Below are 15,469 nucleotides of genomic sequence, written 5' to 3'. Positions count from 1 at the left end.
GTCTCGACTTCGCTCGACACGAACGGAGAGAGGGGTATTGGGATGGAAGGCGAAAGGCTGAAAGGATGGACGTTGGCCGGGATCACGGAAGAAACTGGACGCTTGCTCGACGCATTGGGTGTCGACCGTGCCGCATGGTCCGACGGTTCGATGCCGTCGCTGTCGCCGCTGACCGGCGAGCAGGTCGCGATGGTGCGCGTTTCCGGCGCGGCCGACATCGATGCGGCGCTGGACAGGGCGACCGCGGCATTCCGCGCGTGGAGCCGGGTCCCGGCGCCGCGGCGCGGCGAGCTGGTGCGGCTGTTCGGCGAGGAATTGCGCGCCGCGAAGGATAGCCTCGCTCGGCTGGTGACGATCGAGGCGGGCAAGATTCCGTCGGAGGGCGCGGGCGAGGTGCAGGAGATGATCGACATCTGCGACTTCGCGGTCGGGCTGTCGCGGCAGCTCTATGGCCTCACCATCGCGACCGAGCGCCCGGGGCACCGGATGATGGAGGTCTGGCACCCGCTCGGCGTCGTCGGCGTGATCTCGGCCTTCAATTTCCCGGTCGCGGTATGGGCGTGGAACGCCGCGCTGGCGCTGGTGTGCGGCAACAGCGTGGTGTGGAAGCCGTCCGAAAAGACGCCGCTCACCGCGCTGGCGACGCAGGCGATCTTCGAGCGCGCGCTGGCGCGTTTCGGCGAAGCGCCCGCGGGGCTGTCGCAGCTTCTGATCGGCGGGCGCGAGGCGGGCGAGGCGCTGGTCGACGACGCCCGCGTCGCGCTCGTTTCGGCGACCGGCTCGACGCGGATGGGCCGCGCGGTCGCGCCGCGGCTGGCCGGGCGCTTCGCGCGCGCGATCCTCGAACTCGGCGGCAACAACGGCGTGATCGTCGCGCCGTCGGCCGACCTCGACCTCGCGCTGCGCGGGGTGGCGTTCGGGGCGATGGGCACGGCGGGGCAGCGCTGCACGACGACGCGGCGGCTGTTCGTCCACGACAGCATCCATGACGCCTTCGTCGCGCGGTTGAAAGCCGCCTATGCGAGCGTCGCGGTCGGCAACCCGCTGGAAGGCGACGTGCTCGTCGGGCCGCTGATCGACCGGGCCGCGTTCGAGGCGATGCAGGCGGCGCTGGCCGCCGCGCGCGATGCGGGCGGCGTCGTCCATGGCGGGACGCGCGTCGGCGAGGGCGCGAGCTATTATGTCCGTCCGGCGCTGGTCGAGATGCCGGGGCAGGTCGGGCCGGTGCTGGAGGAGACTTTCGCACCGATCCTCTACGTGATGCGCTACGACGATCTGGACGCGGCGATCCGGCTGCACAACGCCGTCGCCGCGGGGCTGTCGTCGGCGATCTTCACACGCGACCTGACCGAGGCCGAGCGCTTCCTCGCCGCGAGCGACTGCGGCATCGCCAACGTCAATCTGGGGACGAGCGGGGCCGAGATCGGCGGCGCCTTCGGCGGCGAGAAAGAGACGGGCGGCGGCCGCGAGAGCGGGTCGGACAGCTGGAAGGCCTATATGCGCCGCGCGACGAACACGGTGAATTATTCGGACGCGCTGCCGCTTGCGCAGGGGGTGTCGTTCGAGATCTAGTTCCCCTCCCGCTTGCGGGAGGGGCAGCGAGGCTTGCGAACTCGTTCGCTAGCCGCAGCGGGGTGGGCGAATGCAACACCGCTGGTCCACCCCCGACCCCTCCCGCAAGCGGGAGGGGAGAGGATCAGTTCGCCCACCAGCCGAATCCCTCGTCCAGCGCCACGATCCGCCCTTCGGTGCCCACCGGTTCGTGCGTGCCGTCGGTCAGGAACGCCAGCATCGCCGCGTCGCGCACGTCGACATGCGCGAGCGTGCGCTGCCCTTCGGGCGTGCGCGCGACGACGACGCCCGCCCTGGGCGCGCCGTCGCGCCCGTAGAAGACCGTGTAGCTCTCGATCGTCGCCGGCCCCGCATAATCCTCGACCAGTTCGGGAACGGGGCCGCGCTTTTCCTCGGCTTCGGCCTGATAGTCGAAATCCTGCGGAAAGCGTGCCGCGGCGATCGGCCGGTTGCCCAGCACGATGCAATGATTGTCGGTCGCGAAACCGCCATTGGCGAACAGGAAGCCATAGCGGCCTTCGCGGCGCAGCTTGTCGACCATCGAGACGACCGCGTGGCTCATGTAATTGGCGATCGGGCCGCCGCCGAAGGTCAGGCCGCCGAACACGCTTGCGGGCCGGTCCCATGGCCAGCCGAGGACGCGCCGCGCCATCTTCGGCACGCAGGGGAAACAGCTGTAGAGTTCGACGCAGTCGAAATCCTCGACCGTCATACCGTTCAGGTCGAGCGTGCGGGCGATCGACGTCTCCATGCTGACGCTATGGTCGTAGCGGTCGCGCGCCAGAATGCTCGCGGGTTCCTTCGCGGCCGCGCCCATGCCGACATAGATCAGCCGGTCCTCGGCGATGCCGCGCCGCCGTGCCTCGGCAAGGCTGGCGACGAGGAAGCCCGCGCCCTGGTTCACCGACGAATTGGCGACCATCAGCTTCGAATAGGGAAAGGCGATCGGGCGGTTGCGTTCGTTCACGTCGAGGATGTCGGCGGGCGAGGCGGGCTTTCTTATCCACGCGCCGGGGTTTTCCGCCGCGACCTCGGAAAAGCGCGACCAGATTTCGGCGCTTTCGAACTGCGCGTCCTCGAGGCTTTCGCCCCACGCCGCGCGCGTCGCATTTTCATAGAGCGGATAGACGTCGACCGGCGCCGACAGGCCGTGCCTCTGGGCGTAGTTGGGCTCGCGCCGCGTCGCCACCTTGCGCACGGCATTATAGCTCTTGTCCTCGCCGCTCGCCGCCTTGGCGGCGCGGCCCGCGGCGGTGCGCAGCGCCTCGCCGCCGACGACGGCCGCCAGCTTGACCTCGCCCGCGCCGATGCGGTTCGCGGCCTCGTTGAGCAGGCGGATCGGCGTGTCGCCATGCGGCGCCGCCGACTGGTAGTTGATCGCGGGATTGGCGCCGATCGCCGCCGCGAGCGGTTCGCACAGCTTGCCGAGATGATGGAAGCTGATCTGGTCGACGATCGCGAGGCTGTCGATGTCGGCGAGCGGGACGCCGGCGTCCTGCGCCGCGACCTTCAGTGCCTCGACCATCAGGCCGAGCGAGTCGAGCCCCCGGTCGGGATCGTCGGGGCGGTCGTTAACCTGCCCGACGCCGATGATGACGGGAATGCGTTCGGGATCGGTCATGCTCATCTCAGCGTGCCTTCCACACCGGCTTGCGCTTCTCGGCAAAAGCGCGCGGGCCTTCGCGCGCGTCCTCGCTCGCCATCAGCAGCTTGCGTTCGCGGCTGTTGTCGGCCCAATGCGCATCGTCGCCGGCGATCGCCCCGTCCTGCATCCGGAGCGCGACGCGCTTCGACGCCTGCACCGACAAGGGGGCGTTGCCCGCGATCTTCTCGGCGAGCGCGATCGCGGTCGGCATCAGGTCGGCGAGCGGCACGACGCGATTGGCGAAACCATGGCGCAGCGCGGTCGCGGCATCGAAGGGATCGCCGGTGAGCAGATGTTCCATCGCCAGCTTCGGCGGCAGCTGCTTGACGATCCGGAAGGCGCCGCCCGCCGCCGCGAACAGCCCGACCTTGACCTCGGGCAGGCCGAACTGCGCATTTTCGGCGGCAACGATCAGGTCACACATCAGCGCGAGCTCGCAGCCGCCGCCGAAGGCGAAGCCATTGACCGCGCCGATCACCGGTTTCGAGATCGGGTGCGCGGCAAAGCCGCCGAAGCCCCATGCCTGCTGCGCCTTGTCCTCGGGCGCCAGCGCGCCGCCGCGCGACAGGGCGACGAGATCGGCGCCCGCGCAGAACGCCTTGTCGCCCGCGCCGGTGATGATGACGACGCGGATTTCGGGGTCGCTTTCCGCTTCGTCGAGCGCGGTGCCGATGCCGACGTGGACCGCCGCGTTGACGGCGTTGCGCGCCTCGGGCCGGTTGATCGTGACGATCAATATATGGCCGTTGCGTGTCGTCAGGACGGCGGGGGCGGCGGTGTCGGTCATGCGAATCTCTCCCTTTCGGGCGAGTATCGGCGCGAGTTGACGTTTACGTCAACTGGAAAGGACGGGCGTGCCCCAACAGGCGTGCGCACCCGAAGGCGGGGCTGCACGCCACATCCTTTTCGTCACCCTGAACTTGTTTCAGGGTCCATGGCCGGCCCTCTCCCGTAGCGCGGCGTTCGACGGAGATTCGGGCCATGGATGCTGAAACGAGTTCAGCATGACGAATTGAGGACTGGCGTCGTCCGTGTCGCGTCAGATCGACTGCCCGGTCTTGGCCCAGTCCGCCAGAAACCCTTCGATGCCCTTTTCGGTCAGGACATGCTTGAACAGTCCCTTGATGACCGACGGCGGCGCGGTCATCACGTCGGCGCCGATCTTCGCGGCTTCGAGCACATGGATGCCGTGGCGCACGCTGGCGACGAGAATTTCGGTGTCGAAGGCGTAATTGTCGTAGATCAGCCGGATGTCGGCGATCAATTGCATGCCGTCGAAGCCATTGTCGTCGTGGCGACCGACGAAAGGCGAGACGAAGGTCGCCCCCGCCTTTGCCGCGAGCAGCGCCTGCGTCGCCGAGAAGCAGAGCGTGACGTTGACCATCGTCCCGTCGCCGGTCAGCGCCTTGCAGGTCTTGAGCCCGTCGATGGTCAGCGGCACCTTGATGCAGACATTGTCGGCGATCTTGCGGAGGATTTCGGCCTCCTTCATCATCGTTTCATGGTCGAGCGCGACCACCTCGGCCGACACGGGGCCGTCGACGAGGGCGCAGATTTCCTTCGTCACCTCCTTGAAGTCGCGGCCCGACTTGGCGATCAGCGACGGGTTGGTCGTGACGCCGTCGAGCAGGCCGGTTGCGGCGAGTTCCTGGATGGCGTCGATTTCGGCGGTGTCGGCGAAAAATTTCATGGCTCGGATGATCCTGCTGGATGGTGATTCGGGTTTTCCGATCCCCTAGAACCCTTTCCTCGTCATTGCGAGCGAAGCGAAGCAATCCAGGACGGCTTACGCATGCTCTGGATTGCTTCGCTTCGCTCGCAATGACGATGGTGGGAAATTGCTGGCGTTCCATTTTTGTTCCCGCTAAGCGACCTTCATGGCCAAAGCGAAACGCCAATATGTCTGCCAGAATTGCGGCGCCGTCAGTTATCGCTGGCAGGGCCAGTGCGCCGATTGCGGCGAGTGGAACACACTGGTCGAGGAAGCGGCCGAAACCGTCTTTTCCGCGAAGCACGACCTGTCGAAGGGCGGCCGCACGCTCGCGCTCGAAACGCTCGACGAACAGAGCGCGATGCCCGAGCGGATGCTGTGCGGCATCGCCGAGTTCGACCGCGCGCTCGGCGGCGGCTTCGTCGCCGGGTCGGCGACGCTGATCGGCGGCGATCCGGGGATCGGCAAATCGACCTTGCTGCTTCAGGCCGCGGGCCGGATCGCCAGGGCGGGCAAATCGGTCGTCTATATCAGCGGCGAGGAAGCGGCGGCGCAGGTGCGGCTGCGCGCGCAGCGGCTGGGGCTCGGCGACGCGCCGGTGGCGCTCGCCAGCGCGACTTCGGTGCGCGACATCCTCGCCACGCTGGAAGGCCGCAGCGCCGATTTCGTCGTCATCGATTCGATCCAGACGATGCACAGCGACCTGATCGACAGCGCGCCGGGTACCGTCAGCCAGGTGCGCGCGAGCGCGCAGGAGCTGATCCGCTATGCCAAGGACAGCGGCGCGGCGATCGTGCTCGTCGGCCATGTGACGAAGGACGGGACGATCGCGGGGCCGCGCGTGCTCGAACATATGGTCGACACCGTGCTGGCGTTCGAGGGCGAGCGCAGCCACCAGTATCGCATCCTGCGCGCGGTCAAGAACCGCTTTGGCGGCACCGACGAGATCGGGGTGTTCGCGATGGGCGAGGAGGGGCTGGGCGAGGTCGCCAACCCGTCGAGCCTGTTCCTGACCGACCGCAGCCGCGACGTGCCGGGGTCGGTGGTATTCCCCGCGCTGGAGGGCACGCGGCCGGTGCTGGTCGAGGTACAGGCGCTGACCGTCCGCCTTGCGAGCGGCGCGACGCCGCGCCGCGCCGTCGTCGGCTGGGACAGCGGGCGGCTCGCGATGGTGCTCGCGGTGCTCGAGGCGCGCTGCGGGCTCCAGATGGGCGCCGCGGAGGTCTATCTGAACATCGCGGGCGGCTATCGCCTCACCGATCCGGCGGCCGACCTCGCGGTGGCGGCGGCGCTGATCTCGGCGTTCAGCGAGCGGCCGGTGCCCGCCGATGCGATCGTCTTCGGCGAACTGTCGCTGTCGGGCGAGGTGCGCCCGGTCGCGCACGACGCGCTGCGCCTGCGCGAGGCGGCGAAGCTCGGCTTTTCAAGCGGCTGGGGGCCAAAGGGGATGAAGGGTGTGAAGGGGATCGGCGTCACCGGCTTCGGCCGGCTCGGCGAACTCGTTGACCTGATGCTCGGGCGTGCCTAGATCGACGGACATCAAGCTATTCCGTTCGCCCTGAGCTTGTCGAAGGGCTGTTCTTTCCGCCGGGAAGGAGAAAAAGGACGGTGCTTCGACAAGCTCAGCACGAACGGTTGTATTTCATGCGTGATTTTTGGATTGCGGTCCGATGGCGAATCTGACGGCCCTCGACATCATCGTGCTGACGCTCGTCGGCGGCGGGGCGGTGCTCGGCTTTTCGCGCGGGCTGGTGCAGGAGGTGACGTCGCTCCTCGCCTGGGTGCTCGCCTTCCTGGCGGTGCGCTTCTTCCATGCGACGCTGACCGGCCTGCTGGGCGCCTATATCGGCGCCCCCGGCGGCGCGGCGATGCTGTCCTTCGTGCTGTTGTTCGGCGGCGTGTTCGCGGTGACGAAATGGGGATCGCGCGCGATGGGGCAGCGCAGCCGCGCCTCGCTGGTCGGCGGTTTCGACCGCGGGCTCGGCGCGGGGTTCGGCGCGGTGAAGGGGCTTTTGCTCGCGACATTGCTCTTCATGGCGGCGACATTGCTCTACGATGTCGGTTACGGCAACGCGGCACGTCCGGGCTGGATGACCGAAAGCCGCACCTATCCCGCGCTGAGCGCGACGAGCGCGGCGCTGAGCAAGGTCATTGCCGACCGCCGCGCCGACGCGCGCGCGGCGGCGGTGCCCGACGCGGCGGAACAGGATGTCGCGGCGCAGGGCGGGGCGGATCGGGCGCGATGAGCGCGCCGCTCTACAATCGCGACATATTGGCGCTGGCCGTCGCCAACGCCGACTATCCGCTGCTGGATGCCGGGCAGCGCGCCTCGCTGCGCGCGCCGCTGTGCGGCAGCCGGATCATCGTCGATGTCGATTCCGACGCCGCCGGGACGGTGCGCGCGGTCGGCCTGCATGTCGAGGCATGCGCGCTGGGGCAGGCATCGGCGGCGCTGCTTGCGCGCCATGCGCCGGGGCGCAGCCTTGCCGACCTGCGCGCCGCGCGCGATGCGATCGCCGGCTGGTTCGCGGGCGAGGGTGCGGCGCCCGACTGGCCGGGGTTCGACCTGCTCGCGCCGGCGCGCGACTATCCGGCGCGGCACGGCGCGATCCTGCTGCCCTTCGATGCCGCGGTCGCGGCGCTCGCGGGCGCCGACGTCGCGGGATGATGCTGCCGCTCCTCTCGGCGGGCGCGGCGGTGACCGAGCGGGTATCCGAAACGCCGACCGACACCTTGCTGTTCGAAGGCGCGATCCTGCTCGGCGTCGCGACGCTGTTCGTGATGCTGTTCCGCCGCCTAGGGCTCGGCGCGGTGCTCGGCTATCTGGTCGCCGGGGCACTCGTCGGCCCTTATGGGCTGGGGCTTGTCGGCGGCGGCGAATCGAAGCTCGCGTTCGCGGAGATCGGCATCGCCTTCCTGCTCTTCCTCGTCGGGCTCGAACTGCATCCGCGGCGGCTGTGGCAGCTTCGCAAGGCGATCTTCGGGCTCGGCCTCGCGCAGGTGGTGGTGACGGGGCTGGTGCTCACCGGACTGATCCTGCTCACGCAGGGCTTCAGCTGGCAGGCGGCGCTGGCGCTCGGCCTGCCGCTCGCGCTCTCGTCAACCGCGCAGGTGCTGCCCAGCCTCAAGAGTTCGGGGCGGATCAACTCGCCCTTCGGCGAAAAGGCCTTTTCGATCCTGTTGTTCCAGGACCTCGCGATCGTGCCGATGATCACCATCGTCGCCGCCCTGTCGCGCGCGCCCGCCAACCCCGCGGCGCCGCCGGGCGGGGTGCTGGCGCTCTATACGGTGCTCGCGATCGTCGGGCTGGTGCTCGCGGGGCGCTTCGTCGTCAATCCGCTGCTGCGTCTCGTCGGCCGCTATGGCGAGCGCGAACTGTTCGTGGTCGTCGGCCTGCTCGTCGTGCTGGCGAGCGCGGCGCTGATGCACAGCCTGCACGTCTCGACCGCGCTCGGTGCCTTCGTCGCGGGCGTGATGCTCGCCGATTCGCCCTATCGGCACGAGATCGAGGCCGATGTCGAGCCGTTCCGCCTGATCCTGCTCGGCCTCTTCTTCCTCGCGGTGGGCATGGTGCTCGACGTCAACGTCGTGCTCGCCGATCCGCTGCGCGTCGTCGGGCTGGCGGCGGGGCTGGTGATCGTCAAGGTGGTGGTGCTGACGCTGCTGGTGCGCGCGGCCGGCAAGTCGTGGCAGGTCGCCTTCGGCCTCGCGCTGCTGCTCAGCCAGGGCGGCGAGTTCGGTTTCCTGCTCTTCACGCAGGCGGCCGATGCGATGCTCATCGCGCCGCAGGCGGCCAGCCTGTTCAGCGCCGTCGTCACGCTGTCGATGGTGACGACGCCCTTCCTGATGCTGTTCGCGCGGAACCTCGAACTGGCGCCGGGGGGCGAAGAGGCCGGTTATGACGGGCCCGAGGCCGCGCCGCGCGGTTCGGCGCTGGTCATCGGCTATGGCCGCTTCGGACAGATCGTCGCGCAGATGCTGCACGCGGTCGACTGCTCGGTGACGCTGATCGACAGGAAGCCGAGCCAGATCGAGCTGTCGGGACGCTTCGACACCAAGGTCTATTTCGGCGACGGGCTGCGGCTCGACCTGCTGCGCCGCGCGGGGGCGGAGGAGGCGCGGCTGATCATCTATTGCATCGACGACCCGTCCGTCGATGCCGCGACGCTGGCGCCGATCGTCGAGGCCTTTCCGCAGGCGCAGGTGCTGACCCGTGTGTTCGACCGCCGCCAGTTGATGGCGATCGACGGCGCGGGGGTTTCCGGGGCGGTGCGCGAGCTGTTCGAAAGCTCGATCGCGCTCGGGCTGATGGCGCTCGGCCGGCTCGGCGTCGACCCGCGCGAGATGGAGGATGTGGAGGCGGCGCTGCGCCAGCTCGACGCCGAGCGGTTGGGCATGCAGATGAGCGAAGGCGACCTCGGCGCCGGGCGTGATTATCGCTTCGTCGCGGGCGGCGGCCGCCAGGCGGCGAGCGTCCTCGAAGCGCTGCGCGAGCGGCGGGCGGCGGCGAAACGCGCACGCGAAGAAGAGGAAAGCGGCGCGGCGGCGTGACTTCAATAACCTCGCAATGACGAGTGTTTTAGGTAGCCTGCTGCCCGTCCAGAAAGGCCGCCACCGCGTCGAGCCCGTAGGCGTCGGTCACGAAGCTTTGCCCGATGCCGCGCGTCAGAATCAGCGGCAGCTTGCCGCCGCGCACTTTCTTGTCGTGCGCCATATGCGCCGCGAGCGCCGCACCGCCGCTGTTGACCCCCGCACTCGTCAGGCTGTGCGGCAGGCCGACGCCGGCGAGATGGTCGCGCACCCGTGCCGCGTCGGCGGCGGAGCAGAGGCCGTGGGCGGCAGAGAATTGATGCGCGAGCACCATCCCCGCCGCGACCGCCTCGCCGTGGAGCAGCCGGTCCGAATAGCCGGTTTCGGCCTCGAGCGCATGGCCGAAGCTGTGGCCGAGGTTGAGCAGCGCGCGCACATCCTGCGTCTCGCGCTCGTCGGCGGCGACGATGCGCGCCTTGGCGGCGACACTGTGCGCGATCGCCCGGTGCCGCGCCTCGCTGTCGCCCGCGAGCAGCGCCGCGCCGTTCGCTTCGCACCAGGCGAAGAAACCGGCGTCGTCGATCAGCCCATATTTGACCACCTCGGCATAGCCCGCGCCCAGCTCGCGCGGCGGCAGCGTCGCCAGCGTCGTCGGGTCGATCACCACCAGCGCCGGCTGGTGGAAGGCGCCGATCAGATTCTTGCCCGCGGCGACGTTGATCGCGGTCTTGCCGCCGACGCTGCTGTCGACCTGCGCCAGCAGGGTCGTCGGCGCCTGGATGAAGGCGCAGCCGCGCTTGACGATGCTGCACGCGAAACCGACGAGGTCGCCGATCACCCCGCCGCCGAGCGCGATCACATGATCGCTGCGTTCGATGCCTTCGCCGATCAGCCATTCGGTAAGGCGCGCAAGGCCGTCCCAGCTCTTGGTGCCCTCGCCCGCGGGCAGCACGAAGGAGGAGAAGGAGATGCCTTCGGCGCCCAGCGACGCGCCGACGCGCGCCAGATAGGAATCGGCGACATGGCTGTCGGTGACGATCATCGTGCGCGGACGTTTCAGCAGCGGTGCGACGTGCGCGCCGATGTCGGCGAGCAGCCCGTCGCCGATCAGGATCGGATAGCTGCGCGCACCCAGTTCGACCGTCAGCTTGTCCATTGCGATAGGGCCTCCAATATCGCGCGCACCGTATGCTCGTGCGGCTTGCTCGCCGAACTGACGCGCAGATGCGCCTCGGCATAGATGGGGTTGCGGACCGCCGCCAGTTCGCGCAGCACCTCGCCGGGATCGCGGTCCTTCAGCAGCGGGCGGTGGCTACGCCGCGCGACGCGCTCGACCAAAGTCGGGATGTCGGCGTCGAGCCAGATGCACAGGCTGTCCTTCAGGATCAGCGCGCGCGTCTCTTCGTTGATGAAGGCGCCGCCGCCGGTTGCCAGCACCAGCGGCCGGCCGGCGAGCAGCCGCGCGATCACGCGCCGTTCGCCGTCGCGGAAATGCGCCTCGCCGAAGCGCGCGAAAATGTCGGAGATCGTCATGCCCGCCGCGCGCTCTATCTCGTCGTCGGCATCGGCGAAGCGCATCTTCAGCCGGTCGGCGAGCCGTCGGCCGATCGTCGACTTGCCCGACCCCATCAGCCCGACGAGCACGATCGAACGCTCGCGGATCGCGGGGGGAACGGCCGGTGCCGGGCTTTTCGGGTTTCGCGTCATGCCGCGCGCGGCTATACCGCCCGCGCCGCGTGGGACAATCATTTTACCGCTCGCGCGGCGCGGTGTTGCCGTTTTGCGTCGCCGCCGGCAAGGATGGGCATGGACTATTGCGTGCGAAGGACGGATCGGGAAAAAGCCGCTGGATCGGGCGACTGGCCATATCGGCCCTGCTGCTCGCGGCCTTCGCACTGCTGCTGCTGGTCCTCGGCCGGCCGATCGAACCGCGGATGATTGAGGTGGACGTGACCGACAAACTGGCCGAAAGCATGGCCCGATGACGCGCAAGCTGCTTGCCCTGACCCTCGGCCTGTCGGGCACCGCGCTCGCCGCGGCGCTGGTGCTGCCCGCGATCGCGCAGGAATCGCTGCTGCCGGAGGGATTCGGCAGCCCCGCCGAAACCCCGGCGCCCCGGCCGACACCGACGCCCTCGACGAGCCCCGCACCGACCCCGTCCGCCCGCCCGGCGCCGCCCACCGGCACCGCCGTGACCCCGCCGCCGGTCGCTCCGACGATCGCCGCGGCCGAACCGGGCGACGCCGCGACGGAGGATGGGACCGAGGAGGAGGCGACGAGCGGCGGGCTGAAATACGACCTGCCACCCGGCGCGCGGCGGCTGCTCACCCGCATCGGCCCGCTGACGCCCGAAACCGGCGGCCTCGCGCCCGACGCCTTCGGGGTGCGCGGCCAATATGCCGCCGCGATCATGCGCGCGACCAGCGGCACGCTCGCGTCGCGCTGGGGGCAGATATTGCTGCGCCGCGCGCTTGCCTCGGCGATCGACACGCCGGAAACGATCAACGGCGCCGACCTGGCGGCGGAGCGCGCCGCGCTGTTGCTGCGGATGGGCGAATCGACGACCGCGCGGCGGATCGTCCAGTCGGTCGATTACGACCGCGCGACCCAGCGGCTGGTCGCGGTCGCGCAGCAGACCTATCTCGCCAATGCCGACCCCGCGGGCCTGTGCGCCTATGTCCCCGCCGGCCTCGCGCACGGCGACGAGCAGGCGTGGCGGCTCGCCGCGGCGATCTGCGCCGGGTTGTCGGGCGAGGCCGGGCCGGCGGGCTGGGCGATCGGGCGGGTGCGGTCGAGCGGCAAGATCGCCAATTTCGACATATTGCTGGCCGAACGCGTGCTCGGCGCGACCGGCGCCGGACGCCGCTCGACGACGATCGAATGGGACAAGGTCGACCGGCTGACGAGCTGGCGCTTCGGCATGGCGACCGCGACCGCGGTGCCCATCCCCGACCCGCTGCGCGCGTCGGCGCCGCCCCAGATGCGCGGCTGGACGGTACTCGCCCCGATGACCGAAATGCCCGACCGCATCGCTGCCGCGCCCTATGCGGCGGCGCGCGGCGTGCTGTCGAGCGACGCCTATGTCTCGCTGCTCAGCGCCGCGGCGGGCGAAGAGGAGCCTTCGGAAGCGCTGGAAGAGCAGACCGACCGGCTGCGCAGCGCCTTCCGCGCCGCGAACGGCGCCGACCGCTATGCCGCGATGCAGACATTGTGGAGCGCTGGAACCGGTCCGGTGGCACGCTATGCCGCGATGGTGGCGACCGCGCGCGCGGCGGCGGGCCTGCCGCCCGCGACCGACGTCGGCGACGATCCGTGGCAGCTCGTCGGTTCGATGCTGACGGCGGGTTACGACAATAATGCGATGGCGTGGGTTCCGACCGTGTCGGTCGGCAGCCGCGCCTGGGGCATTCTGGCGGTCGGCTCGCCGCGCCCGCTGAACGGGACGACGTCGGGGGCGGTCGGCAATTTCGCGAGCGACGACGACAGCGCCGAGGGGCTGCGCAGCAAGCTGCTGCTCGCGGGGCTTGCCGGGCTCGGCCGCATTGAAGAGGGGCAGGCGGCATCGGCGGCGAGCGATCTCGGCATCAGCCTGTCGAAGCAGACGCGCTGGACGCGCGCGATCGAGGCGGCGGCGCAGCGGCGCGAACCCGGCATGGTCGCGCTGCTCGCGGCGGCGGGGATGCAGGGCGACTGGTCGAAGATGCCGCCCTATCACCTCTATCATATCGTCCGCGCGCTGCGCGAGGTCGGGCTGGGATCGGAAGCGCGGATGATCGCCGCCGAAGCGCTGGTGCGTGTCTGACGCGGCGCTGATCGACCGCTTCCTCGAGATGATGGCCGCCGAGCGCGGCGCGTCGCGCAACACGCTGGCGGCCTATCGCCGCGACCTGGTGCAGGCGGCGGAATGGGTGCGCGGTCCGCTCGCGGCGGCCGATGCCGCGGCGCTGCGCGGCCTGATGGCGGAGTATCGGACCCTCGCCGCGAGCAGCGCCGCGCGCAAGCTGTCGGCGCTGCGCCAGTTCTTCGCCTTCCTGCTCGACGAGGGCGAGCGGGCGGACAATCCGGCGCTCGACATCGCCCGCCCGGCGACGCGGCGGCCGCTGCCGCGCATCCTGACCCACGACCATGTCGACCGGCTGTTCGCGCAGGCGGGCGAAGAGGCGGACGGGGCGGCAGCGCCGGCGTCGGCGGTGCGGATGCTGCTGCTGCTCGAGCTCCTCTATGGCTCGGGCCTGCGCGCGAGCGAACTGGTGTCGCTGCCGCGCCGCGCGGTCGCGGGCGGGCGCGACTATCTGATCGTGCGCGGCAAGGGCGACAAGGACCGGCTGGTGCCGCTGTCGGCGCGCGCGGGCGCGGCGCTGGACCGCTGGCTGCCGCTGGTCGCCGAGGGAAGCCCGTGGCTGTTTCCGTCGGGCAAGGCGCATCTGTCGCGCGTGCGGCTGTTCCAGATGCTGCGCGAACTCGCCGCGCGCGCCGGGGTCGATCCGGCGGCGGTCAGCCCGCATGTGCTGCGCCACGCCTTTGCCACGCACCTGCTCGAAGGCGGAGCCGACCTGCGCGCGCTGCAACTGATGCTGGGGCATGCCGACATCGCGACGACCGAAATCTATACCCATGTCGACAGCCGCCGCCTCGTCGAACTGGTCAACCGCCGCCACCCGCTGGCGCGGATCGACGAATAGGGACTATCCCTATTTGGACGATGTTCGTCATTGCGAGCGTAGCGAAGCAATCTCCAGCCATCGGCAAGGCGGGACGCTGCCGGACAAATAGGACCCGCCCCCGTTTCCGGCAGGCGTTGACCTGAACGCCCCATCCGCCTAGCGAATCCGGCATGACAGCCTTTCTGGACTTCGAAAAACAGGTCGCGGCGCTCGATCGCCAGATTGCCGAACTGCGCGAGATGGGGGACGATCCGTCGCTCGACATCGAAGGCGACATCGCGCGGCTGGAGGCGAAATCCGCGAAGATGCTGCGCGATATCTATGCGAAGCTGACCCCGTGGCAAAAGACGCAGGTCGCGCGCCATCCCGACCGGCCGCATTTCAAACATTATGTCGCGGGTCTGTTCGATGACTGGATGCCGCTCGCCGGCGACCGCAATTTCGGCGACGATCAGGCGATCCTCGGCGGGCTGGCGCGCTTCCGCGGCCGCCGCGTGATGGTGATCGGGCACGAGAAGGGCGACGACATCCCTTCGCGCATGAAGCATAATTTCGGCATGGCGAAGCCGGAGGGCTATCGCAAGGCGATCCGCCTGATGCAGCTTGCCGACCGTTTCGGGCTGCCGGTGGTGACGCTGGTCGACACATCGGGCGCTTTTCCGGGCATCCAGGCCGAAGAACGCGGCCAGGCCGAGGCGATCGCGCGCTCGACCGAGCAATGCTTGGCGCTCGGCGTCCCGATGGTCGCGGCGATCGTCGGAGAGGGCGGCTCGGGCGGTGCGATCGCGCTCGCCGCCGCGAACCGGGTGCTGATGTTCGAGCATGCGGTCTATTCGGTGATCTCGCCCGAAGGCTGCGCGTCGATCCTGTGGCGCACCGCCGACAAGGCGCCCGACGCCGCCGCGGCGATGAAGATGTCGGCGGAGGACCTGCTCGCGCTGAAGGTGATCGACCGCATCGTCCCCGAACCCGTCGGCGGCGCCCACCGCGCGCCCGAAGTCGCGATCCAGTCGCTCGGCGACGCGATCGCGGGCGAACTCGACGCGCTGTCGGGCCTGCCGCGCGATGCGGTGCTGGCGGCGCGCGAGGAGAAATTCCTCGCGATGGGGCGGGCCTGAAGGGGAACCCGTTCGCCGACGATGGCGTTCTTCTTCAAACCCGCTCCTCGAACGGAGGGCGGAAAGGAAAGGCGACCATGTCGTTTGCGAGCACGTCCAGCGGGGTCCAGATCTTTCGTTCTTCGTCACCCTGAACTTGTTTCAGGGTCCATGGCCTGCCCCCCGCTGAAAAGCGGCGTAAAGGACAGGTCTGGCCATGGATGCTGAAACAAGTTCAGCATGACGAGCG

At 69.5% G+C, this 15,469-nt stretch carries 14 protein-coding genes; 9 read left to right on the top strand and 5 right to left on the bottom strand.

Features of this window, described 5'->3' with window-relative positions:
* Positions 1 to 42 precede the first annotated feature (42 nt).
* Complete coding sequence (gene amaB, locus AC2S9W_RS00540; protein ID WP_286750219.1) at positions 43 to 1,572, top strand: L-piperidine-6-carboxylate dehydrogenase; 1,530 nt, start codon at positions 43 to 45, stop codon at positions 1,570 to 1,572.
* 124 nt (positions 1,573 to 1,696) lie between these two features.
* Here amaB and AC2S9W_RS00535 read toward each other — a convergent pair whose 3' ends face one another.
* From AC2S9W_RS00535 to fsa, 3 genes are all read right to left on the bottom strand, one after another.
* Positions 1,697 to 3,199, bottom strand: coding sequence for an acetyl-CoA acetyltransferase (locus AC2S9W_RS00535; protein WP_486571487.1), 1,503 nt, complete (start codon positions 3,197 to 3,199; stop codon positions 1,697 to 1,699).
* A gap of 1 nt (position 3,200) precedes the next feature.
* Positions 3,201 to 4,004: an enoyl-CoA hydratase-related protein gene (locus AC2S9W_RS00530; protein ID WP_286750218.1), complete on the bottom strand. Its 804-nt coding sequence runs from the start codon at positions 4,002 to 4,004 to the stop codon at positions 3,201 to 3,203.
* Between the two features lie 252 nt (positions 4,005 to 4,256).
* Positions 4,257 to 4,907 (bottom strand): fructose-6-phosphate aldolase, encoded by a 651-nt coding sequence (gene fsa / locus AC2S9W_RS00525; RefSeq protein ID WP_067106157.1) that lies wholly within the window; start codon positions 4,905 to 4,907, stop codon positions 4,257 to 4,259.
* A gap of 187 nt (positions 4,908 to 5,094) precedes the next feature.
* Here fsa and radA point away from each other — a divergent pair, with 187 nt between their 5' ends.
* The 4 genes from radA to AC2S9W_RS00505 all read left to right on the top strand — a co-directional run bounded on the left by radA (position 5,095) and on the right by AC2S9W_RS00505 (position 9,479).
* Entirely contained in the window at positions 5,095 to 6,456 is a 1,362-nt protein-coding gene (gene radA / locus AC2S9W_RS00520) for a DNA repair protein RadA (RefSeq protein WP_286750217.1), read from the top strand.
* A 142-nt stretch (positions 6,457 to 6,598) separates the two neighbouring features.
* Positions 6,599 to 7,174 (top strand): CvpA family protein, encoded by a 576-nt coding sequence (locus AC2S9W_RS00515; protein WP_067106161.1) that lies wholly within the window; start codon positions 6,599 to 6,601, stop codon positions 7,172 to 7,174.
* Positions 7,171 to 7,596 carry an iron-sulfur cluster assembly scaffold protein gene (locus AC2S9W_RS00510; protein WP_067106163.1) on the top strand — a complete coding sequence of 142 codons (426 nt, stop codon included), beginning with the start codon at positions 7,171 to 7,173 and terminating at the stop codon, positions 7,594 to 7,596. The genes AC2S9W_RS00515 and AC2S9W_RS00510 overlap by 4 nt, the downstream gene beginning before the upstream one ends.
* Positions 7,593 to 9,479 (top strand): cation:proton antiporter domain-containing protein, encoded by a 1,887-nt coding sequence (locus AC2S9W_RS00505; protein WP_067106165.1) that lies wholly within the window; start codon positions 7,593 to 7,595, stop codon positions 9,477 to 9,479. The genes AC2S9W_RS00510 and AC2S9W_RS00505 overlap by 4 nt, the downstream gene beginning before the upstream one ends.
* Positions 9,480 to 9,507: 28 nt before the next feature.
* On the opposite strand, the gene aroB is transcribed toward AC2S9W_RS00505, so the two are convergent.
* Both aroB and AC2S9W_RS00495 read right to left on the bottom strand, forming a co-directional pair.
* Positions 9,508 to 10,614 (bottom strand): 3-dehydroquinate synthase, encoded by a 1,107-nt coding sequence (gene aroB, locus AC2S9W_RS00500; protein WP_067106167.1) that lies wholly within the window; start codon positions 10,612 to 10,614, stop codon positions 9,508 to 9,510.
* On the bottom strand, positions 10,602 to 11,165 hold the full coding sequence (locus AC2S9W_RS00495; RefSeq protein WP_067106188.1) for a shikimate kinase: 564 nt from the start codon (positions 11,163 to 11,165) through the stop codon (positions 10,602 to 10,604). Before AC2S9W_RS00495 ends, aroB begins: the two co-directional genes overlap by 13 nt.
* Here AC2S9W_RS00495 and AC2S9W_RS00490 point away from each other — a divergent pair.
* The 4 genes from AC2S9W_RS00490 to AC2S9W_RS00475 all read left to right on the top strand — a co-directional run bounded on the left by AC2S9W_RS00490 (position 11,138) and on the right by AC2S9W_RS00475 (position 15,240).
* Positions 11,138 to 11,443 (top strand): hypothetical protein, encoded by a 306-nt coding sequence (locus AC2S9W_RS00490; RefSeq protein ID WP_156482976.1) that lies wholly within the window; start codon positions 11,138 to 11,140, stop codon positions 11,441 to 11,443. The two genes, AC2S9W_RS00495 and AC2S9W_RS00490, sit on opposite strands and share 28 nt — an antisense overlap.
* On the top strand, positions 11,440 to 13,260 hold the full coding sequence (locus tag AC2S9W_RS00485) for a hypothetical protein (RefSeq protein WP_286750216.1): 1,821 nt from the start codon (positions 11,440 to 11,442) through the stop codon (positions 13,258 to 13,260). The genes AC2S9W_RS00490 and AC2S9W_RS00485 overlap by 4 nt, the downstream gene beginning before the upstream one ends.
* Positions 13,253 to 14,140 (top strand): tyrosine recombinase, encoded by an 888-nt coding sequence (locus AC2S9W_RS00480; RefSeq protein ID WP_286750215.1) that lies wholly within the window; start codon positions 13,253 to 13,255, stop codon positions 14,138 to 14,140. Before AC2S9W_RS00485 ends, AC2S9W_RS00480 begins: the two co-directional genes overlap by 8 nt.
* A gap of 152 nt (positions 14,141 to 14,292) precedes the next feature.
* Entirely contained in the window at positions 14,293 to 15,240 is a 948-nt protein-coding gene (locus AC2S9W_RS00475) for an acetyl-CoA carboxylase carboxyltransferase subunit alpha (RefSeq protein WP_067106173.1), read from the top strand.
* Positions 15,241 to 15,469: the final 229 nt, after the last annotated feature.

The sequence above is a fragment of the Sphingopyxis sp. 550B genome (assembly GCF_057401805.1).
Note: the sequence above shows the minus strand (reverse complement) of the source record. Positions and strands in the feature narration are given on the sequence as shown.

Bases quoted from the DNA above. Each gene is read 5' to 3' on its own strand.
- AC2S9W_RS00475 (WP_067106173.1), top strand. From the start codon at position 14,293: ATGACAGCCTTTCTGGACTTCGAAAAACAGGTCGCGGCGCTCGATCGC.
- AC2S9W_RS00515 (WP_067106161.1), top strand. From the start codon at position 6,599: ATGGCGAATCTGACGGCCCTCGACATCATCGTGCTGACGCTCGTCGGC.
- AC2S9W_RS00505 (WP_067106165.1), top strand. From the start codon at position 7,593: ATGATGCTGCCGCTCCTCTCGGCGGGCGCGGCGGTGACCGAGCGGGTA.
- radA (WP_286750217.1), top strand. From the start codon at position 5,095: ATGGCCAAAGCGAAACGCCAATATGTCTGCCAGAATTGCGGCGCCGTC.
- AC2S9W_RS00530 (WP_286750218.1), bottom strand. From the start codon at position 4,004: ATGACCGACACCGCCGCCCCCGCCGTCCTGACGACACGCAACGGCCAT.
- aroB (WP_067106167.1), bottom strand. From the start codon at position 10,614: ATGGACAAGCTGACGGTCGAACTGGGTGCGCGCAGCTATCCGATCCTG.
- AC2S9W_RS00495 (WP_067106188.1), bottom strand. From the start codon at position 11,165: ATGACGCGAAACCCGAAAAGCCCGGCACCGGCCGTTCCCCCCGCGATC.
- AC2S9W_RS00510 (WP_067106163.1), top strand. From the start codon at position 7,171: ATGAGCGCGCCGCTCTACAATCGCGACATATTGGCGCTGGCCGTCGCC.
- amaB (WP_286750219.1), top strand. From the start codon at position 43: ATGGAAGGCGAAAGGCTGAAAGGATGGACGTTGGCCGGGATCACGGAA.
- AC2S9W_RS00535 (WP_486571487.1), bottom strand. From the start codon at position 3,199: ATGAGCATGACCGATCCCGAACGCATTCCCGTCATCATCGGCGTCGGG.
- fsa (WP_067106157.1), bottom strand. From the start codon at position 4,907: ATGAAATTTTTCGCCGACACCGCCGAAATCGACGCCATCCAGGAACTC.
- AC2S9W_RS00485 (WP_286750216.1), top strand. From the start codon at position 11,440: ATGACGCGCAAGCTGCTTGCCCTGACCCTCGGCCTGTCGGGCACCGCG.